This window comes from Kitasatospora sp. NPDC004745 (assembly GCF_042873275.1).
Classification (GTDB): domain Bacteria; phylum Actinomycetota; class Actinomycetes; order Streptomycetales; family Streptomycetaceae; genus Kitasatospora.
Map to the genome: position 1 here is coordinate 27,642 of NZ_JBIALK010000006.1, position 15,809 is coordinate 43,450.

The 15,809-nt window shown below is 71.5% G+C and carries 14 protein-coding genes; 8 read left to right on the forward strand and 6 right to left on the reverse strand.

What is annotated here, in order from left to right:
* Window positions 1–9: 9 nt before the first annotated feature.
* From gyrB to dnaA, 6 genes are all read right to left on the reverse strand, one after another.
* Window positions 10–2,025 carry a DNA topoisomerase (ATP-hydrolyzing) subunit B gene (gene gyrB / locus ACFYUY_RS13215; RefSeq protein WP_360212882.1) on the reverse strand — a complete coding sequence of 672 codons (2,016 nt, stop codon included), beginning with the start codon at window positions 2,023–2,025 and terminating at the stop codon, window positions 10–12.
* A gap of 257 nt (window positions 2,026–2,282) precedes the next feature.
* Window positions 2,283–2,825: a DciA family protein gene (locus ACFYUY_RS13220; protein ID WP_360212880.1), complete on the reverse strand. Its 543-nt coding sequence runs from the start codon at window positions 2,823–2,825 to the stop codon at window positions 2,283–2,285.
* A 210-nt stretch (window positions 2,826–3,035) separates the two neighbouring features.
* Window positions 3,036–4,169: a DNA replication/repair protein RecF gene (gene recF, locus ACFYUY_RS13225; RefSeq protein WP_360212878.1), complete on the reverse strand. Its 1,134-nt coding sequence runs from the start codon at window positions 4,167–4,169 to the stop codon at window positions 3,036–3,038.
* A gap of 72 nt (window positions 4,170–4,241) precedes the next feature.
* A complete protein-coding gene (gnd, locus tag ACFYUY_RS13230) occupies window positions 4,242–5,117 on the reverse strand; it encodes a phosphogluconate dehydrogenase (NAD(+)-dependent, decarboxylating) (protein ID WP_360212876.1) in 876 nt (291 codons plus the stop codon).
* A gap of 181 nt (window positions 5,118–5,298) precedes the next feature.
* Window positions 5,299–6,429: a DNA polymerase III subunit beta gene (gene dnaN / locus ACFYUY_RS13235; protein ID WP_360212874.1), complete on the reverse strand. Its 1,131-nt coding sequence runs from the start codon at window positions 6,427–6,429 to the stop codon at window positions 5,299–5,301.
* 941 nt (window positions 6,430–7,370) lie between these two features.
* The gene (dnaA, locus tag ACFYUY_RS13240; RefSeq protein WP_387900510.1) at window positions 7,371–9,251 is read right to left on the reverse strand and encodes a chromosomal replication initiator protein DnaA; all 1,881 of its coding nucleotides are present in this window, start codon (window positions 9,249–9,251) and stop codon (window positions 7,371–7,373) included.
* Window positions 9,252–9,713: 462 nt separating this feature from the next.
* Between dnaA and rpmH the strand changes: the two genes are divergently transcribed.
* The 8 genes from rpmH (at window position 9,714) to ACFYUY_RS13280 (ending at window position 15,776) form a co-directional block, all read left to right on the forward strand.
* Complete coding sequence (gene rpmH, locus ACFYUY_RS13245) at window positions 9,714–9,851, forward strand: 50S ribosomal protein L34 (protein ID WP_030059672.1); 138 nt, start codon at window positions 9,714–9,716, stop codon at window positions 9,849–9,851.
* 18 nt (window positions 9,852–9,869) lie between these two features.
* A complete protein-coding gene (gene rnpA, locus ACFYUY_RS13250) occupies window positions 9,870–10,298 on the forward strand; it encodes a ribonuclease P protein component (protein WP_360212870.1) in 429 nt (142 codons plus the stop codon).
* Window positions 10,295–10,666, forward strand: a complete 372-nt coding sequence (gene yidD / locus ACFYUY_RS13255; RefSeq protein WP_360212868.1) for a membrane protein insertion efficiency factor YidD — start codon at window positions 10,295–10,297, stop codon at window positions 10,664–10,666. The genes rnpA and yidD overlap by 4 nt, the downstream gene beginning before the upstream one ends.
* Entirely contained in the window at window positions 10,663–11,835 is a 1,173-nt protein-coding gene (gene yidC, locus ACFYUY_RS13260; RefSeq protein WP_360212866.1) for a membrane protein insertase YidC, read from the forward strand. The genes yidD and yidC overlap by 4 nt, the downstream gene beginning before the upstream one ends.
* Window positions 11,836–11,902: 67 nt before the next feature.
* Complete coding sequence (locus tag ACFYUY_RS13265; protein WP_360212864.1) at window positions 11,903–12,433, forward strand: R3H domain-containing nucleic acid-binding protein; 531 nt, start codon at window positions 11,903–11,905, stop codon at window positions 12,431–12,433.
* 176 nt (window positions 12,434–12,609) lie between these two features.
* Window positions 12,610–13,443, forward strand: a complete 834-nt coding sequence (gene rsmG, locus ACFYUY_RS13270) for a 16S rRNA (guanine(527)-N(7))-methyltransferase RsmG (RefSeq protein ID WP_360212862.1) — start codon at window positions 12,610–12,612, stop codon at window positions 13,441–13,443.
* 306 nt (window positions 13,444–13,749) lie between these two features.
* Window positions 13,750–14,697, forward strand: a complete 948-nt coding sequence (locus ACFYUY_RS13275) for a ParA family protein (RefSeq protein WP_387900760.1) — start codon at window positions 13,750–13,752, stop codon at window positions 14,695–14,697.
* Window positions 14,694–15,776, forward strand: a complete 1,083-nt coding sequence (locus tag ACFYUY_RS13280; RefSeq protein WP_360212858.1) for a ParB/RepB/Spo0J family partition protein — start codon at window positions 14,694–14,696, stop codon at window positions 15,774–15,776. Before ACFYUY_RS13275 ends, ACFYUY_RS13280 begins: the two co-directional genes overlap by 4 nt.
* Window positions 15,777–15,809 lie beyond the last annotated feature (33 nt).

Sequence of the window (15,809 nt, forward strand, 5' to 3'; positions counted from 1 at the left end):
CGGGCGGCGTCACACGTCCAGGAAGCGGACGTCCTTGGCGTTGCGCTGGATGAAGGAGCGGCGCGCCTCGACGTCCTCGCCCATCAGCACGGAGAACAGCTCGTCGGCACGGGCGGCGTCCTCCAGGGTGACCTGGAGCAGCAGCCGGTGCTCGGCGTCCATGGTGGTGACCCGGAGCTCCTCGGCGTTCATCTCGCCGAGACCCTTGAAGCGCTGGATCGCGTCGTCCTTGGGCAGCCGGCGCCCGGCCTCCACGCCGGCCGCGATGACCGCGTCGCGCTCGCGGTCGGAGTAGGCGTACTCGAAGTCGTCCTTGCCCCACTTGATCTTGTACAGCGGGGGCATGGCGAGGTACACGTAGCCGGACTCCACCAGCGGCCGCATGAAGCGGAACAGCAGGGTGAGCAGCAGGGTGCGGATGTGCTGTCCGTCGACGTCGGCGTCCGCCATCAGGACGATCTTGTGATAGCGGAGCTTGGCGTCGTCGTAGTCCTCCTGGATGCCGCAGCCGAACGCCGAGATCAGCGCCTGGACCTCGGTGTTCTGCAGCACCTTGTCGATCCGGGCCTTCTCGACGTTCAGGATCTTGCCGCGGATCGGCAGGATGGCCTGGGTGCGCGGGTCGCGGCCCTGCTTGGCCGAGCCGCCGGCGGAGTCACCCTCGACGATGAAGATCTCGCACTCGGACGGGTCCTTGGACTGGCAGTCGGAGAGCTTGCCCGGCAGCGAGGCGGACTCCAGCAGGCCCTTGCGGCGCGTCAGGTCGCGGGCCTTGCGGGCGGCGACGCGCGCGGTGGCGGCCTGGATGGACTTGCGGATGATGTCCGCGGCCTCGTTGGGGTTGCGGTCCAGCCAGTCGTTGAGCTGCTCGTGGACGACCTTCTGGACGAAGGTCTTGGCCTCGGTGTTACCCAGCTTGTCCTTGGTCTGGCCCTCGAACTGCGGCTCGCCGAGCTTGACCGAGATGATCGCGGTCAGGCCCTCGCGGATGTCCTCGCCGGAGAGGTTGTCGTCCTTCTCGCGGAGCAGCTTCTTGTCCCGCGCGTAGCGGTTGACCAGGCCGGTCAGCGCGGCGCGGAAGCCCTCCTCGTGGGTGCCGCCGCCGTGGGTGTGGATGGTGTTGGCGAAGCTGTAGACCCCCTCGGTGTACGAGGAGTTCCACTGCATCGCGACCTCCACCGAGATCGCCTTGTCCTTGTCCTCGGCCTCGAAGTCGATCACCGAGGGGTGGACGACCTCGCCCTTGCGGGAGTTGAGGTGGGCGACGAAGTCGGCGATGCCGCCGTCGTACTTGTACGTGACGGTGAGCGGCTTGCCGTCCTCGTCGACGTGCTCGGGGCGCTCGTCGGTCAGCGAGATCGACAGGCCCTTGTTGAGGAAGGCCATCTCCTGGAAGCGCCGGGAGAGCGTCTCGAAGGAGTAGACGGTGGTCTCGAAGATGTCGCCGTCCGCCCAGAAGGTCACCGTGGTGCCCGTCCGGTCGGTCTGCTCGCCCTTGACCAGGGGGGCGACCGGCGCGCCCATCTTGTAGTCCTGGGTCCAGATGTGGCCGTCCTTGTGGATCTCCACGGAGAGCCGGGTGGACAGCGCGTTCACCACGGAGACGCCGACGCCGTGCAGACCACCGGAGACCGCGTAGCCGCCGCCGCCGAACTTGCCGCCGGCGTGCAGGACCGTGAGCACGACCTCGACGGCGGGCTTGTCCTGACCGGGGACGATGTCCACCGGGATGCCTCGGCCGTTGTCGACGACGCGGATCGCACCATCGGGCATGATCGTGACGTCGATGGTGTCGGCGTACCCCGCCATCGCCTCGTCGACGGAGTTGTCCACGACCTCCTGCACCAGGTGGTGCAGGCCGCGCTCGCCGGTGGAGCCGATGTACATGCCGGGGCGCTTGCGGACGGCGTCGAGGCCTTCCAGCACCTGGATGTTGCTACCGGTGTAGGAAGCCTGGTCGGTCTGGTCTGGGGTCTGGCTGGGGTTGCCGGAATCGGCCACGAAGCGCCCTCTCTGGCACAGCACGGGCCGCATTCCCGCCCCGTGCGGGCGAGCGTGCGACCACGGCGTTTCGACTCGGTTGCCACTAGCAACAGTGTTTGGCTCTCAGTCTACCGGTACGACTGACAGAGATGGGCGTTTGGCAGCCCTTGAAGGCAGATACGCCGCCCTGAATCCCCTCTGCACATGTCCCGATACTCGCCCCGGGGGCCCAGAGCGCCTGGAAGGGCTGTCAGGGGTTCCGGAAGATCGTGGTCCGGTCGGGGCCGGGCCGGCACCGGTCAGCCCCAGGTGTCGCCCGGCCCCTTGCTCCCCGGCGCCCGCAGCCGGCCGTAGCCGCGAGCGGGTGCCGCCGGGCCGAGGACCTTGATGGTGCGGACCGTGCCGTGCCCCAGCTCGTGGTTCAGACGGGCCACCAACTGCTTTGCCAGCCACCGCAGTTGGGTGGCCCATGCGGTGGAGTCGCACTGCACGGTGAGGACCGCGGCGGTGTCGTCGAAGGAGGAGGGGTGGCAGTGCGCGGCGATGTCCGGGCCGACGATCTGCGGCCAGCGGCCCATCACTCCGCCGACCGCGGCCGAGGACTCCCAGCCGCGCTCGGTCAGCAGCCGGTTCAGTGCCGCACCCAGCGGGACGGGGTCGCGGCCGTCCGAGCGGGCGCCGCTGCGCAGGCCGTACCGCTTCGCCTCGCGCTTCTCCCGCACCTGCTCGCCGCGCTGGCGGGCGTTGGCCCGGGCCGCCCGCAGCGCCGAGCGGGCGAGGTCGGCGCCGGTGGGCGCCGCGTCACCGGGCCCGGCGGGCCGCTGCTCCGCGGACTCGCTCACGGCGATCTCCTTTTCCCCAGCCTGTGGACAACGGTCGCGGTCGCGCGCCGATGAGCCGTCCAGCCTACGGGAGCGCGCGGGCCCGGGGGACGGGTGTGACGGGTGGGGACCGGACGGACGGGGGCGGCGGCCCGACCGGGCGGAGGGAGCCGGGCGGCCGGACGAGCGGGCGTTCGGGCGGGCGACCGGGCGGGCGACCGGGCGGGTGCCCTAGGCGTCGATCCGGCGGACGGCGCCGTCGGCGACCGCGAACCGGGCACCGGCCAGCGCCTTCGGCACGTCCTCGGCGACCGCCGCGGTGACCAGCACCTGCTCGCCGTCGGCGACCAGCTCGGCCAGCCGGTCCCGGCGGGCGGCGTCCAGCTCGGCGAACACGTCGTCCAGGATCAGCACCGGCTCCCCGCCGTCGGCGCGCAGCAGCTCGTACGAGGCCAGCCGCAGCGCCAGCGCGAACGACCAGGACTCCCCGTGGCTGGCGTAGCCCTTGGCCGGCAGCGGGCCGAGCTTGAGCACCAGCTCGTCGCGGTGCGGGCCGACCAGGGTGATCCCGCGCTCGACCTCCTGCTTCCGGACCGCCTGCAGCGCCCCCAGCAGCTGTTCCTCGGCCTGCTCCCGGCTGGTCGGCAGCTCGCCCTCGAAGGAGCTGCGGTACTCCAGCGCGGTCTCCCCGCCGCCGGGCGCCAGCCGCCCGTAGGCGGCCGTCACCAGCGGCTGCAGCGCGGCCACCAGCTGGATCCGGAAGGCCGTCAGCTCGGCTCCGGCCCTGGCCAGGTGGCCGTCCCAGACCTCCAGGGTGGAGAGGTCGGCGCCCTTGCCGCCGCCGGCCCGGCGGGCCATCGCGGCGGTCTTCAGCAGGGCGTTGCGCTGCTTGAGCACGCGCTCGTAGTCCTGCCGGACCCCGGCCAGCCGGGGGGCCCGGGCGGTCAGCAGCTCGTCCAGGAAGCGGCGGCGCTCGCCCGGGTCGCCCTTGACGAGGCTGAGGTCCTCGGGGGCGAACAGCACGGTGCGCAGCAGGCCCAGCACGTCGCGCGGGCGGACGTTGTCGGAGCGGTTGATCCGGGCCCGGTTGGCCTTGCCGGGGGCGAGCTCCAGCTCGACCAGCGTGGAGCGGCCGCGGTCCACCACCGAGGTGCGGATCACCGCCCGCTCGGCGCCCAGCCGGATCAGCGGCGCGTCGGTGGCGACCCGGTGGCTGCCCAGGGTGGCGACGTAGCCGATCGCCTCGACCAGGTTGGTCTTGCCCTGGCCGTTGGGACCGACGAAGGCCGTCACGCCCGGGTCGAGGGGAACCTCGGCCAGGGTGTACGACCGGAAGTCGGCGAGCGACAGGTGCGCGACGTGCATGGCTGTGGACTGCGCTCGCCTTCTGTGGACGTGCCCGCCCGGGGGAGGGCCCCCGGGCGGCGCGTTTCCTGCTTACTTGGACTCGACCGCGTGGCCGCCGAACTGGTTGCGCAGCGCGGCGATCATCTTCATCTGCGGCGAGTCGTCCTGCCGGGAGGCGAAGCGCGCGAACAGCGAGGCGGTGATCGCCGGCAGCGGCACCGCGTGGTCGATCGCGGCCTCGACCGTCCAGCGGCCCTCGCCGGAGTCGGCGGCCCAGCCGCGCAGCTTGGCCAGGTGCTCGTCCTCGTCCAGGGCGCGGACGGCGAGGTCCAGCAGCCAGGAGCGGATGACGGTGCCCTCCTGCCAGCTGCGGAAGACCTCGCGCACGTCGGTGACCTCGGGGGCGGCCTCGAGCAGCTCCCAGCCCTCGGCGAAGGCCTGCATCATCGCGTACTCGATGCCGTTGTGGACCATCTTGGCGAAGTGGCCGGCGCCGACCGCGCCCGCGTGCACCGAGCCGAAGTCGCCCTCGGGCTTGAGCGCGTCGAAGACCGGCAGGACCTTGGCCACGTGCTCGGCGTCGCCGCCGTACATCAGGGCGTAGCCGTTCTCCAGGCCCCAGACGCCGCCGGAGACGCCGCAGTCCACGAAGCCGATGCCCTTGGCGGCCAGCGCCTCGGCGTGCTTGACGTCGTCGGTCCAGCGGGAGTTGCCGCCGTCGACGACCACGTCGCCGGGGGAGAGCAGCTCGGCGAGCTCGTCGACGGTCGCCTGGGTGGCGGCGCCGGCCGGGACCATCACCCAGACCACCCGGGGGCCCTCGAGCTTGGTGACGAGTTCCTGCAGGCTCTCGACGTCGGAGATGTCCGGGTTGCGGTCGTAGCCGATGACGGTGTGGCCGGCGCGGCGGATCCGCTCGCGCATGTTGCCGCCCATCTTGCCGAGACCGATGAGGCCGAGCTCCATGACCAAGTCCTTACCTGTGGTGACGTGCCTGCCGGCGGCGCCGTTGCCGCACGCCCCGAGCCTACGCGGTGGAGCGGTGCCGGCTCCTGGTGGTCGGGCCGACCGGGGGAGACGTCCACAGGCTGTGCACAGCGGGTGTGCACAGCCTGTGGATCCCGCGCGGGCGGGCTCAGCCGCAGAGTCAGCCGGAGAGGCGGACCGGCATGATCAGGTACTGGTACGCCCGGTCCTCCTCGGCGTCCACCGAGGCCTTGCCGCTGAGCAGGGCGGGCTTGGTCGGGGTGGTGAAGCTGAGCTGGGCGTAGGCGGAGTCGATGGCCTTGAGGCCCTCCTCCAGGTAGCCCGGGTTGAAGGCGATCGAGATGTCGTCGCCCTCGAGGTCGGCGTCGATCCGCTCGGTGGCCTGGGCGTCGTCGCCCGAGCCCGCCTCCAGGGTCAGCACGCCCTGCTCGAAGCTGAGCCGGACCGGGGTGTTGCGCTCGGCGACCAGCGAGACGCGCTTGAGCGCCTCCAGGAAGGGCTGCGTCTGGATCGCGGCGACGGCGCTGAACTCGGTCGGGAAGAGGCTGCGGAACTTGGGGAACTCGCCCTCCAGCAGCCGGGTGGTGGTCCGGCGGCCGGCGCCCTCGAAGCCGATCAGGCCCTCGCCCGCGCCGCCCGAGGACAGCGCGATCGAGACGTTGTCGCCGCTGCCCAGGGACTTGGCGATGTCCTGCAGGGTCTTCGCCGGCACCAGGGCGACGGCGGAGATGTCCGACTGCTCGGGCTTCCACAGCAGCTCGCGGACCGCGAAGCGGTAGCGGTCGGTGGCGGCCAGGGTGATCCGGTCGCCCTCGATCTCGACCCGCACACCGGTGAGCACCGGGAGGGTGTCGTCACGGCCGGCGGCCACCGCGGCCTGGCTGACCGCGGAGGCGAAGACGTCGCCGGAGACGGTGCCGGTGGCGGTGGGCATCTGGGGCAGTGCCGGGTACTCGTCCACCGGGAGGGTGGGGAGGGTGAAGCGCGAGCTGCCGCAGACCACGCTGACCCGCTGGCCGTCGGTGGAGATCTCCACAGGCCTGTTGGGGAGGTTCCGCGAGATGTCGTTCAGCAGGCGGCCGGAGACCAGCACGGTGCCGGCCTCCTCGATGTCCGCCTCCAGCTCGACCCGGGCCGAGACCTCGTAGTCGAAGCCGGACAGCGCCAGGCTGCCGTCCTGCGCCGTCAGCAGCAGGCCGGCCAGCACCGGCACCGGCGGCCGTGCCGGGAGGCTGCGGGCAGCCCAGGCCACCGCCTCCGCGAGGACGTCACGCTCCACCCGGAACTTCACCGGTAACCGCCTCCTGGATCGAGCGCTCCCGCTCGCACTCTGGTTCGTCTGATCTTGATCGTCGGTCTGGCTGTCCGCCGAGCTCTGCCACTCCGCTTCCAGTCGCCGAGGACAGTCTGACGTACTCCGCCGACAGACGGGGCAGACGGGCGGAAGCAACCCGAACAGATGTCGGGGCGCGGTTGTCCACAGATTCGGGGCCCACCCACTTTCAAGCGAGTCGATGGGTCTAAATGTGTAGTGGTAGTAGTAGGGCCTGTGGAAACCGTGGATAACCCCGTTTCCGCAGGTCAAGGCCCGTTTTTTGTCCACAGTGCGTGTGGACGGCGGCTGTGGACGGACAGGGCCCGCTGTGGACAGCGGAGCGTTACCCACAGGGCACGTTGGGTATCCACAGGTTATCCCCAGGGCTTTCCCCAGATCCGGGCCCGGTTATCCACGGGCCTCGGTCAACTTCACGTGACGCCTTTCACACCAGGGTATGAACGGAGCCCCACGGTTGTCGAACTGTGGACCGCGCTGTGGACAACCTGGGGATAACCGGGGTGCCCCTGGGGACAACCGGTGGATAACCCGAACGGCCCACTGGCGGCCCGTCAATTGTCCACACCCTGTGGATAACCGTTGTGCACAAGTCCACAGGCACCTGACCTGCGCGGAAGAGCGTAGCGGTGACGGAGCTGTGGACGAATTCTGGATAACTCCGGACTCCCCGGCCTGTGGACCACGGGGACGGCTCCCACCCTGTGGACAACTGCCCTGCGCGGCCCCGGTTTTCGAATCACCGGTCAGATGTTCGGCGCTGGCTGTGGACTGGTGGAGCGTCCGTCGTGGACAACCCTGCCCAGCCGGTGCCCGGCGCACACCTGTGGATATGCGGAAAGGGCGTCAGGATCGCTCCTGACGCCCTTTCCCGGGGGTGGCCGGGCGGCCGGCCCCGGCTAGCTCTTGATGCGGTTGGTCAGCTCGGTGACCTGGTTGTAGATCGACCGGCGCTCGGCCATCAGCGAGCGGATCTTGCGGTCGGCGTGCATCACCGTGGTGTGGTCGCGCCCGCCGAACTGGGCACCGATCTTCGGCAGCGAGAGGTCGGTCAGCTCCCGGCACAGGTACATCGCGATCTGCCGCGCGGTCACCAGCACCCGGCTGCGCGAGGAACCGCAGAGGTCGTCCACGCCGAGTCCGAAGTACGCGGCGGTCTGCTGCATGATGACCTGCGCGGTGATCTCCGGCCCGGCGTCCTCGTCCCCGCCCGGGATCAGGTCCTTGAGGACGATCCCGGCCAACTCCAGGTCCACCGGCGCCCGGTTGAGGTTGGCGAAGGCGGTGACCCGGATCAGGGCGCCCTCCAACTCCCGGATGTTGCGGGTGATCCGGGACGCGATGAACTCCAACACGTCGGCCGGCGCGTTGAGTTGCTCCTGGATCGCCTTCTTGCGCAGGATCGCGATCCGGGTCTCCAGCTCCGGCGGGGTGACGTCGGTGATCAGACCCCACTCGAAGCGGTTGCGCAGCCGGTCCTCCAGCGTGGTCAGCAGCTTGGGCGGCCGGTCCGAGGAGAGGACGATCTGCTTGTTCGCGTTGTGCAGGGTGTTGAAGGTGTGGAAGAACTCCTCCTGCGTGGACTCCTTGCTCGCCAGGAACTGGACGTCGTCCACCAGCAGGATGTCCATGTCCCGGTAGCGGCGGCGGAAGGTGTCCGCCTTGCCGTCCCGGATCGAGTTGATGAACTCGTTGGTGAACTCCTCCGAGGACACGTAGCGCACCCGGGTCCCCGGGAAGAGGCTGCGCGAGTAGTGCCCGATGGCGTGCAGCAGGTGGGTCTTGCCCAGCCCGGACTCGCCGTAGATGAAGAGCGGGTTGTACGCCTTGGCCGGGGCCTCGGCGACGGCCACCGCCGCGGCGTGCGCGAAGCGGTTGCTCGCGCCGATCACGAAGGTGTCGAAGAGGTACTTGGGGTTCAGCCGGGCGGCCGGCTCGTCCTTGCGCGAGCCGCCGGCCGGGGGAGCGCCGGGCGGGGCGGGCACGCCGGGGACGGCGGGGCGCTCGGTGGCGCGCTCCGGCGCGGACTTCTCCGCGGGGCGGCCGCCGGCCGGGCGGGCCCCCGGGCCCCGGCGGCCGGCGCCGGCCCGGGGCTGCTCGTTCGGGCCGGGGCCGTAGGCGCCGCCGAACAGGTCGCCCTGGGTGGTCGCGGGCGGGCCGGGCAGCGGGCGGGGTGCGGGCCGGCCCGCCGGCTCCTCGGGCTGGCGGTAACCGGGCGGCTGCTCCTGGTACCCGTGCTCGGGGTAGCCGCCGCCCTGCTCCTGGTAGCCGTTCTGGTCCTGGTAGCCGCCCTGCTCGGGGTAGCCGGACCAGGCCGGGCCGGGGCCCGGGCCGCCGTAGGGCGCGGGGCGCTGCTCGTAGCCGCCGGTGTCGTAGCGGGGCCGCTCGTAGTCCTGCTCGTAGGGCTGCTGGTAGCCCTGGCCGTCGTAGCCGCCGTCGTCCTCGTCCTCCGCGGACGGGCCGGGGTACGGCTCGGCCGGGGCCTGGGCGGGCGGCGCGGGGGTGGTCGGCACGGCGTTGGCGTCGACCATCACGGCGATCCGGACCGGACGGCTGAGCTCGCGGCTGAGGGCCTCGGTGAGCTGCGGCAGCAGCCGGCCCTCCAGCACCTGCTTGGCCCGCTCGTTCGGGGTCGCCAGCAGGGCGGTGTCGTGCATCATCCACATCGGCTGGGTGCGCTGCACCCACTGCTTGTCCATCTCCCCGACGTCAGGGTCGCTGACCAGCCGCTCGACGACCCTCGCCCAGACCGGGACGAGGTCGCTGTTGACATCAGCCACTGGTGCACGCTTTCTCGGTTCCCCGCGGCTCCAGCAGGGGGGTGGTGGATCAGGAGACAGTGGATCGGCGGGCCCGTCTCCGGCGGACCGACCCCAGGAAGAACAAACCAGACAAGTCCTGCAACGGTAGTCAGCGAACAGAGCCGGATCAAGTCGTTGTCCACAGGCTGTGGGCAAAGGGGGGCGGGGGTGCGTCGGAGCGGGCCGCGCCCCGGGGGCCGGTTTGACCCCCGTGCCCCGTCCCGCGTACCGTAACCAGGTCGAGTTGTCGATGGCCGCTGCCGCATGTCCGCGGGTCCACCCGCTCCATAAGGCGCGCAGCACGGGCGCCGTGGATTGCCCCGAACCCCAGCCGAACTGGGGTGATGGGGCCGGATTTCCGAATCAGGGGAGATCACGCGGACGCACGGTGACGGCCAAGCGATTCCCCGTCATCCTACGATTCACCTCAGGAGCCCCCGAGTGAGCAAGCGCACCTTCCAGCCGAACAACCGTCGTCGCGCGAAGACCCACGGCTTCCGGCTGCGTATGCGTACCCGCGCCGGCCGCGCCATCCTGGCCGCCCGCCGTGGCAAGGGCCGCGCCAGCCTGTCCGCCTGATCCGCACCAGAGTCTGTTGTGCTGCCCTCCGAGAATCGGCTGCGGCGGCGCCAGGACTTCGCGACCGCAGTGAAACGCGGTCGCCGGGCCGGCCGGCCCCTTCTGGTCGTCCATCTCAGCAGAGACGGTGACCCCAAGGGGCAGGTCGACCGGACCAGCGACTCCCGCCCGCACGTCGCCGAGGGGACTCCTTCGGCGCGTGCGGGTTTCGTCGTGAGCAAGGCCGTCGGCCCGGCGGTCGTCCGCAACCTGGTCAAGCGCCGGCTGCGGCACCTCGTTCGTGATCGTCTCATCAGGCTGCCCGCCGGTAGCCTGATAGTGGTGCGTGCGCTGCCCCAGGCCGCGACCGCCTCGTACCAGGACCTCGAACGTGACCTGGACGCGGCGCTGAAGCGGTTGCTGAAGGCGGAGCCCGCCATGACGGCGCCGACGGGAGCAGGGCGATGAAGTACCTGCTGATGGGTCTGATCAGGGTCTACCAGTGGACCATCAGCCCACTGCTCGGTCCGGTCTGCCGTTACTACCCCTCCTGCTCGCACTACGGCTACGAGGCCGTGAAGGTGCACGGGGCGGTCAAGGGCGGCGGTCTGACCGCCTGGCGCATCCTGCGTTGCAATCCGTGGACGCCCGGTGGGGTCGATCACGTCCCGCCGCGCAGGCATCCGGTGTGGCACCGGCGGCTGCGAGACTGGCTGAACAGCCGGTCCGCCACCGGACAGCCGGTGACCACCACCCCCGCCGGTCCGGACCCCGAGGGCCCGGCGACCATTGGCCCCGAGGGGCCAATCCACATGTCCAAGGAGCCTGACCGGTGACCTTCTCCTTCCTGAATCCCCTGTACACAGCGGTGTCCTGGATCATCGTCCAGTTCCACTCGCTGTACAGCCACATCTTCGACCCGGACGGTGGCTGGGCCTGGGGTCTGGCCATCGCCTCGATGGTGGTCGTCATCCGGATCTGCCTGATCCCGCTCTTCGTGAAGCAGATCAAGGCGACCCGGGCCATGCAGGCGATCCAGCCGAAGATGAAGGCCATCCAGGAGCGCTACAAGAACGACCGGCAGCGCCAGTCCGAAGAGATGATGAAGCTGTACAAGGAGGCGGGTACCAACCCGTTCTCCAGCTGCCTTCCCATCATCGTCCAGGCGCCGTTCTTCACCGCCCTCTACGGTGTGCTCGCCAAGGTCGCGAAGAACGAGCCGATCGGCGTCATCCACGGCGACCTGCTGGTGAGCGCCGGCAAGGCGCACATCTTCGGCGCCCCGCTGTCCGCGACCTTCCTGGGCAGCACGGAGACCAGCGTCAAGATCGTCACCGCGGTGATGATCATCCTGATGTCGCTGTCGCAGTTCATCACCCAGCGCCAGCTGATGACCAAGAACGTCGACCTCACGGTGAAGACGCCGTTCATGCAGCAGCAGAAGATGCTGATGTACGTCTTCCCGATCATGTTCGCCGTGATGGGCATCAACTTCCCCGTCGGTGTCCTGGTCTACTGGCTGACCACCAACGTCTGGTCCATGGGCCAGCAGCTGATCGTCATCCACAACAACCCGACCCCGGGCAGCAAGGCGTGGGCCGAGCGCCAGGAGCGGCTGAAGAAGGCCGGCCGGCTCAACCCGGACGGCACGGAGATCAAGGGCGCGCTCTGGGGCATGCTGCCCCCGTCGAAGGCCGCCGTCAGCGCCGCCTCGGCCGCGGCCGCGGTGGTGGAGGAGTCCGCCCAGGCCCGCCGCCAGCAGCCCCGCAAGCAGACCAAGGCGCAGCGCCAGCAGGGCGGCCACCAGCCGGCCGCCGACCTGACCAAGGACACCCCGGCCGAGGAGCCCGCGGACGCCGTTCCGGCCGACGCGGCCGCCGAGCCGGCGCCCGCCCAGCAGGGCACGGCCAAGTCCGGCGGTGCCAAGCCGGCAGCCGGCCGCCAGCAGGGCGCCCGGCAGCAGCCGAAGCGCGGTGGCGGCCAGCGGCCGAAGAAGAAGTCCTGACCCGGACCGCACGCAGAGCTTCGTCCCCGGCCCACCTACCCGGGCCCATCTCCGAAGGAGTCCATCAGTGACGGAAGGCACCACCTCCGCCGTCGAGGCCGAGGCCGCCGCCAGCGCCGACGAGAACCTCATCGCCCGACTGGAGCAGGAGGGCGACATCGCGGCGGACTACCTGGAGGGTCTGCTCGACATCGCCGACCTCGACGGTGACATCGACATGGACGTCGAGGGCGACCGCGCCCTGGTCTCCATCGTCGGTGACGGCAACGACCGCGCGCTGCAGCGCCTGGTCGGCCAGGACGGCGAGGTGCTGGAGGCGCTGCAGGAGCTGACCCGGTTGGCTGTCCACCGGGAGACCGGCGAGCGCAGCCGCCTCATGCTGGACATTGCCGGCTTCCGGGCCCGCAAGCGGTCCGAGCTGGCCACGATCGGCGCTCAGGCCGCCGAGCAGGCGAAGAGCACGGGCGAGCAGGTCAAGCTGCGGCCGATGACGCCGTTCGAGCGCAAGGTCGTCCACGACGCGGTCGCGGCGGCGGGTCTGCGTAGCGAGTCCGAGGGCGAGGAGCCCCAGCGGTGCGTGGTCGTGCTCCCGGCCTGAGCCGGCGGCACGACGACCGGCCGCCGAGGCGGACGGTGGGTTCACCGGACGCGACCCCGTCCGCCTCGTGCGGGCGGGGTCGTCGTCCCTTCGCGGGGCCCGGGCCCGGCGCGAGATGTTTCACGTGAAACGGTGTGGAGAGCGGGTCGGTGGATCCGGGGATCGGAGAGGTCGAGATGGACACGGAGAACGCGGCCGACGGCCGGCCGGGGGCGGCTGACGTGGATCCGGCCGCCACGGGCCCGGACGCCGGGGCGGCGGACGTGCCCGAGCTGGCCGAGGCGCCCGCCGTCGCGCGGGAGGTCTTCGGCGACCGCTACGACGCCGCGGTCCGCTACACGGAGCTGCTGGCGACCGCGGGCGTGCGCCGCGGGCTGATCGGGCCGCGCGAGGTGCCCCGGCTCTGGGACCGGCACGTCCTGAACTGCGCGGTGCTCGCCGAGCTGCTGCCGCCCGGCTCCACCCTCTGCGACGTCGGCTCCGGCGCCGGCCTGCCGGGCATCCCGGTGGCACTGGCCCGGCCGGACGTCTCGGTCACGCTGCTGGAGCCGCTGCTGCGCCGGACCACCTTCCTGGAGGAGGTCGTCCGGGAGCTGGGCCTGGAGAACGTCACCGTGCTGCGCGGCCGCGCCGAGGAGATGGTCGGCAAGCTCGCGGTGGACGTGGTGACCGCCCGGGCCGTGGCGCCGCTGGACCGGCTGGCCGGCTGGGGGCTGCCGCTGCTGCGTCCGCACGGGCAGATGCTGGCGCTCAAGGGCGACAGCGCGGAGCAGGAGCTGGCCGACTCGCGGGCCGGGCTGACCAAGCTGGGCGCGGTCGAGTGGAGCGTCATCGCCGTCGGCGAGGGCACCCTGGAGACCTCCACCCGGGTGGTCCAGGTCAAGGCGGGGGAGAGCCCCGGCGGGGTGAAGGCCGCCACCCGGCGGGCCAAGGCGGCCCGGGCCGGGCGGACCGCGGGCGCGGCCCGGACGGGCGAGCGCGGCCGGAGCGGGCGGCGCCGCGGCCGCTGAGCCGGCCGGGCCCCGACACCTCCGCCGACGGGCGGGCACTTCCCCGGAGGGGGGGAGCGCCCGCCCGTCGGCGTTCCGGTGACCGTGCGGGGGACGGCGGGTCGACGGCAGGACATCGGAGTGTCGCAACGTCAGATTTCCGACATAGCGGGCATGGTGTTTCACGTGAAACGTCGATCCTTGCTATCCGACAGTCTCGATCTGCGGCTTCGCCGCGGCCTCGGCCTCTTCCGGGCGGCGACTGTTGCCGCTCCGGTTTCACGTGAAACACTGACCCCCATGCAGGACTCGGAGACCGTCGACCAGATCGACGACACGCCCATCGCGCGGGCTGCCCAGGCTGCGGTCCAGGCGATCGGCCGAGCGGGTGAGGGCCTGCCCCGCCCCGCCGCCACCCGGGTGATCGTGGTCGCGAACCAGAAGGGCGGGGTGGGCAAGACCACCACCACCGTCAACATGGCCGCCTCGCTCGCCATGCACGGACTGCGCGTCCTGGTCGTCGACCTCGACCCGCAGGGCAACGCCTCCACCGCCCTCGGCATCGACCACCACGCCGAGGTGCCGTCCATCTACGACGTCCTGGTCGAGGGCAAGCCGCTGGCCGACGTGGTCCAGCCGGTGGTGGACGTGGAGGGACTGTTCTGCGTCCCCGCGACCATCGACCTGGCCGGCGCCGAGATCGAGCTGGTCTCCCTGGTGGCCCGGGAGAGCAGGCTGCAGCGCGCCATCGCCGCCTACGAGCAGCCGCTCGACTACATCCTGATCGACTGCCCGCCTTCGCTGGGCCTGCTGACCGTGAACGCCCTGGTGGCCGGCCAGGAGGTGCTGATCCCGATCCAGTGCGAGTACTACGCGCTGGAGGGCCTGGGGCAGCTGCTGCGCAACGTCGAGCTGGTGCGCGCCCACCTCAACCCGGCGCTGCACGTCTCGACCATCCTGCTCACCATGTACGACGCCCGGACGAGGCTGGCCGCCCAGGTCGCCGAGGAGGTCCGGACCCACTTCCAGCAGGAGGTGCTGAGCACGGCGATCCCGCGCTCGGTGCGCATCTCCGAGGCGCCCAGCTACGGTCAGACCGTGCTCACCTACGACCCGGGCTCGACCGGGGCGCTCTCCTACCTGGAGGCGGCGCGCGAACTCGCGCTGCGCGCGGTGGGCGCCGGAGGCGGCACACTGGTGGGCCAGCAGCGGGACGGCCAGCCGGGGCACGGAGCCCCGGTGGCACAGCACGGTACGACGGAGGGTCATCGGTGAGTGCGCGCAGGGGTCTGGGACGGGGGCTCGGGGCGCTGATCCCGGCCGTCACGCCGGCGGCGAACGGGACGGCACAGCCCGTGGAGGCCGCGCCCGTACCGGCCCCGGTGGCGGCCACCGGCACGGTGTCGCCGGTCGCGGTGCCGGTGCTGCCGACCGGTCGGGGCACGGTGGCGGCCAAGGCCGCCGCGGAGAGCCTGCGGGAGCAGGCCGACCGTGAGGCCGAGCTGGCCGAGGTCGCCGGGGCGCGCTTCGCCGAGCTGCCGCTGGACGCGATCCGTCCCAACCCGCGCCAGCCGCGTGAGGTCTTCGACGAGGACAAGCTCGCCGAGCTGGTCGCCTCCATCAGGGAGGTCGGCCTGCTGCAGCCGGTCGTGGTGCGCCAGGTCGGTGCCGAGCGCTTCGAGCTCATCATGGGCGAGCGCCGCTGGCGGGCCTCCCGGGAGGCGGGCCTGGAGCGGATCCCGGCGATCGTCCGGGCCACCGAGGACGACAAGCTGCTGCTGGACGCCCTGCTGGAGAACCTGCACCGGGCCGAGCTGAACCCGCTGGAGGAGGCCGCGGCCTACGACCAGCTGCTGCGGGACTTCTCCTGCACCCACGACGAGCTGGCCGACCGGATCGGCCGCTCGCGCGTCCACGTCTCCAACACGCTGCGGCTGCTGAAGCTCCCGCCGGCCGTGCAGAGCCGGGTCGCCGCCGGGGTGCTGACGGCCGGGCACGCCCGGGCGCTGCTCGGCGTGCCGGACCGCGAGCGGCAGGAGGAGCTGGCCAAGCGGATCAACGCGGAGGGACTCTCGGTGCGGACCACCGAGGAGATCGTCCGGATGATGGCCCAGGAGGAGAAGCCGAAGCGCCAGGCGCCGAAGGCGGGCAGGATCCTCTCGCCGGCCTTCAACGACCTCGCGAGCCGGCTCTCGGACCGCTTCGAGACCCGGGTGAAGGTCGAGGTGTCGCAGCGCGGCGGGAAGCTGGGCAAGGGCAAGGTGGTGCTGGAGTTCGGTTCGGTGGACGACCTCAACCGGATCCTGGACAGCCTGGCCCCGGGCGAGGACGGTCTGCGGCTGTCGCAGGGCTGAGCCGGGCCGAGGACGGAAACCCGATGGGTGCGT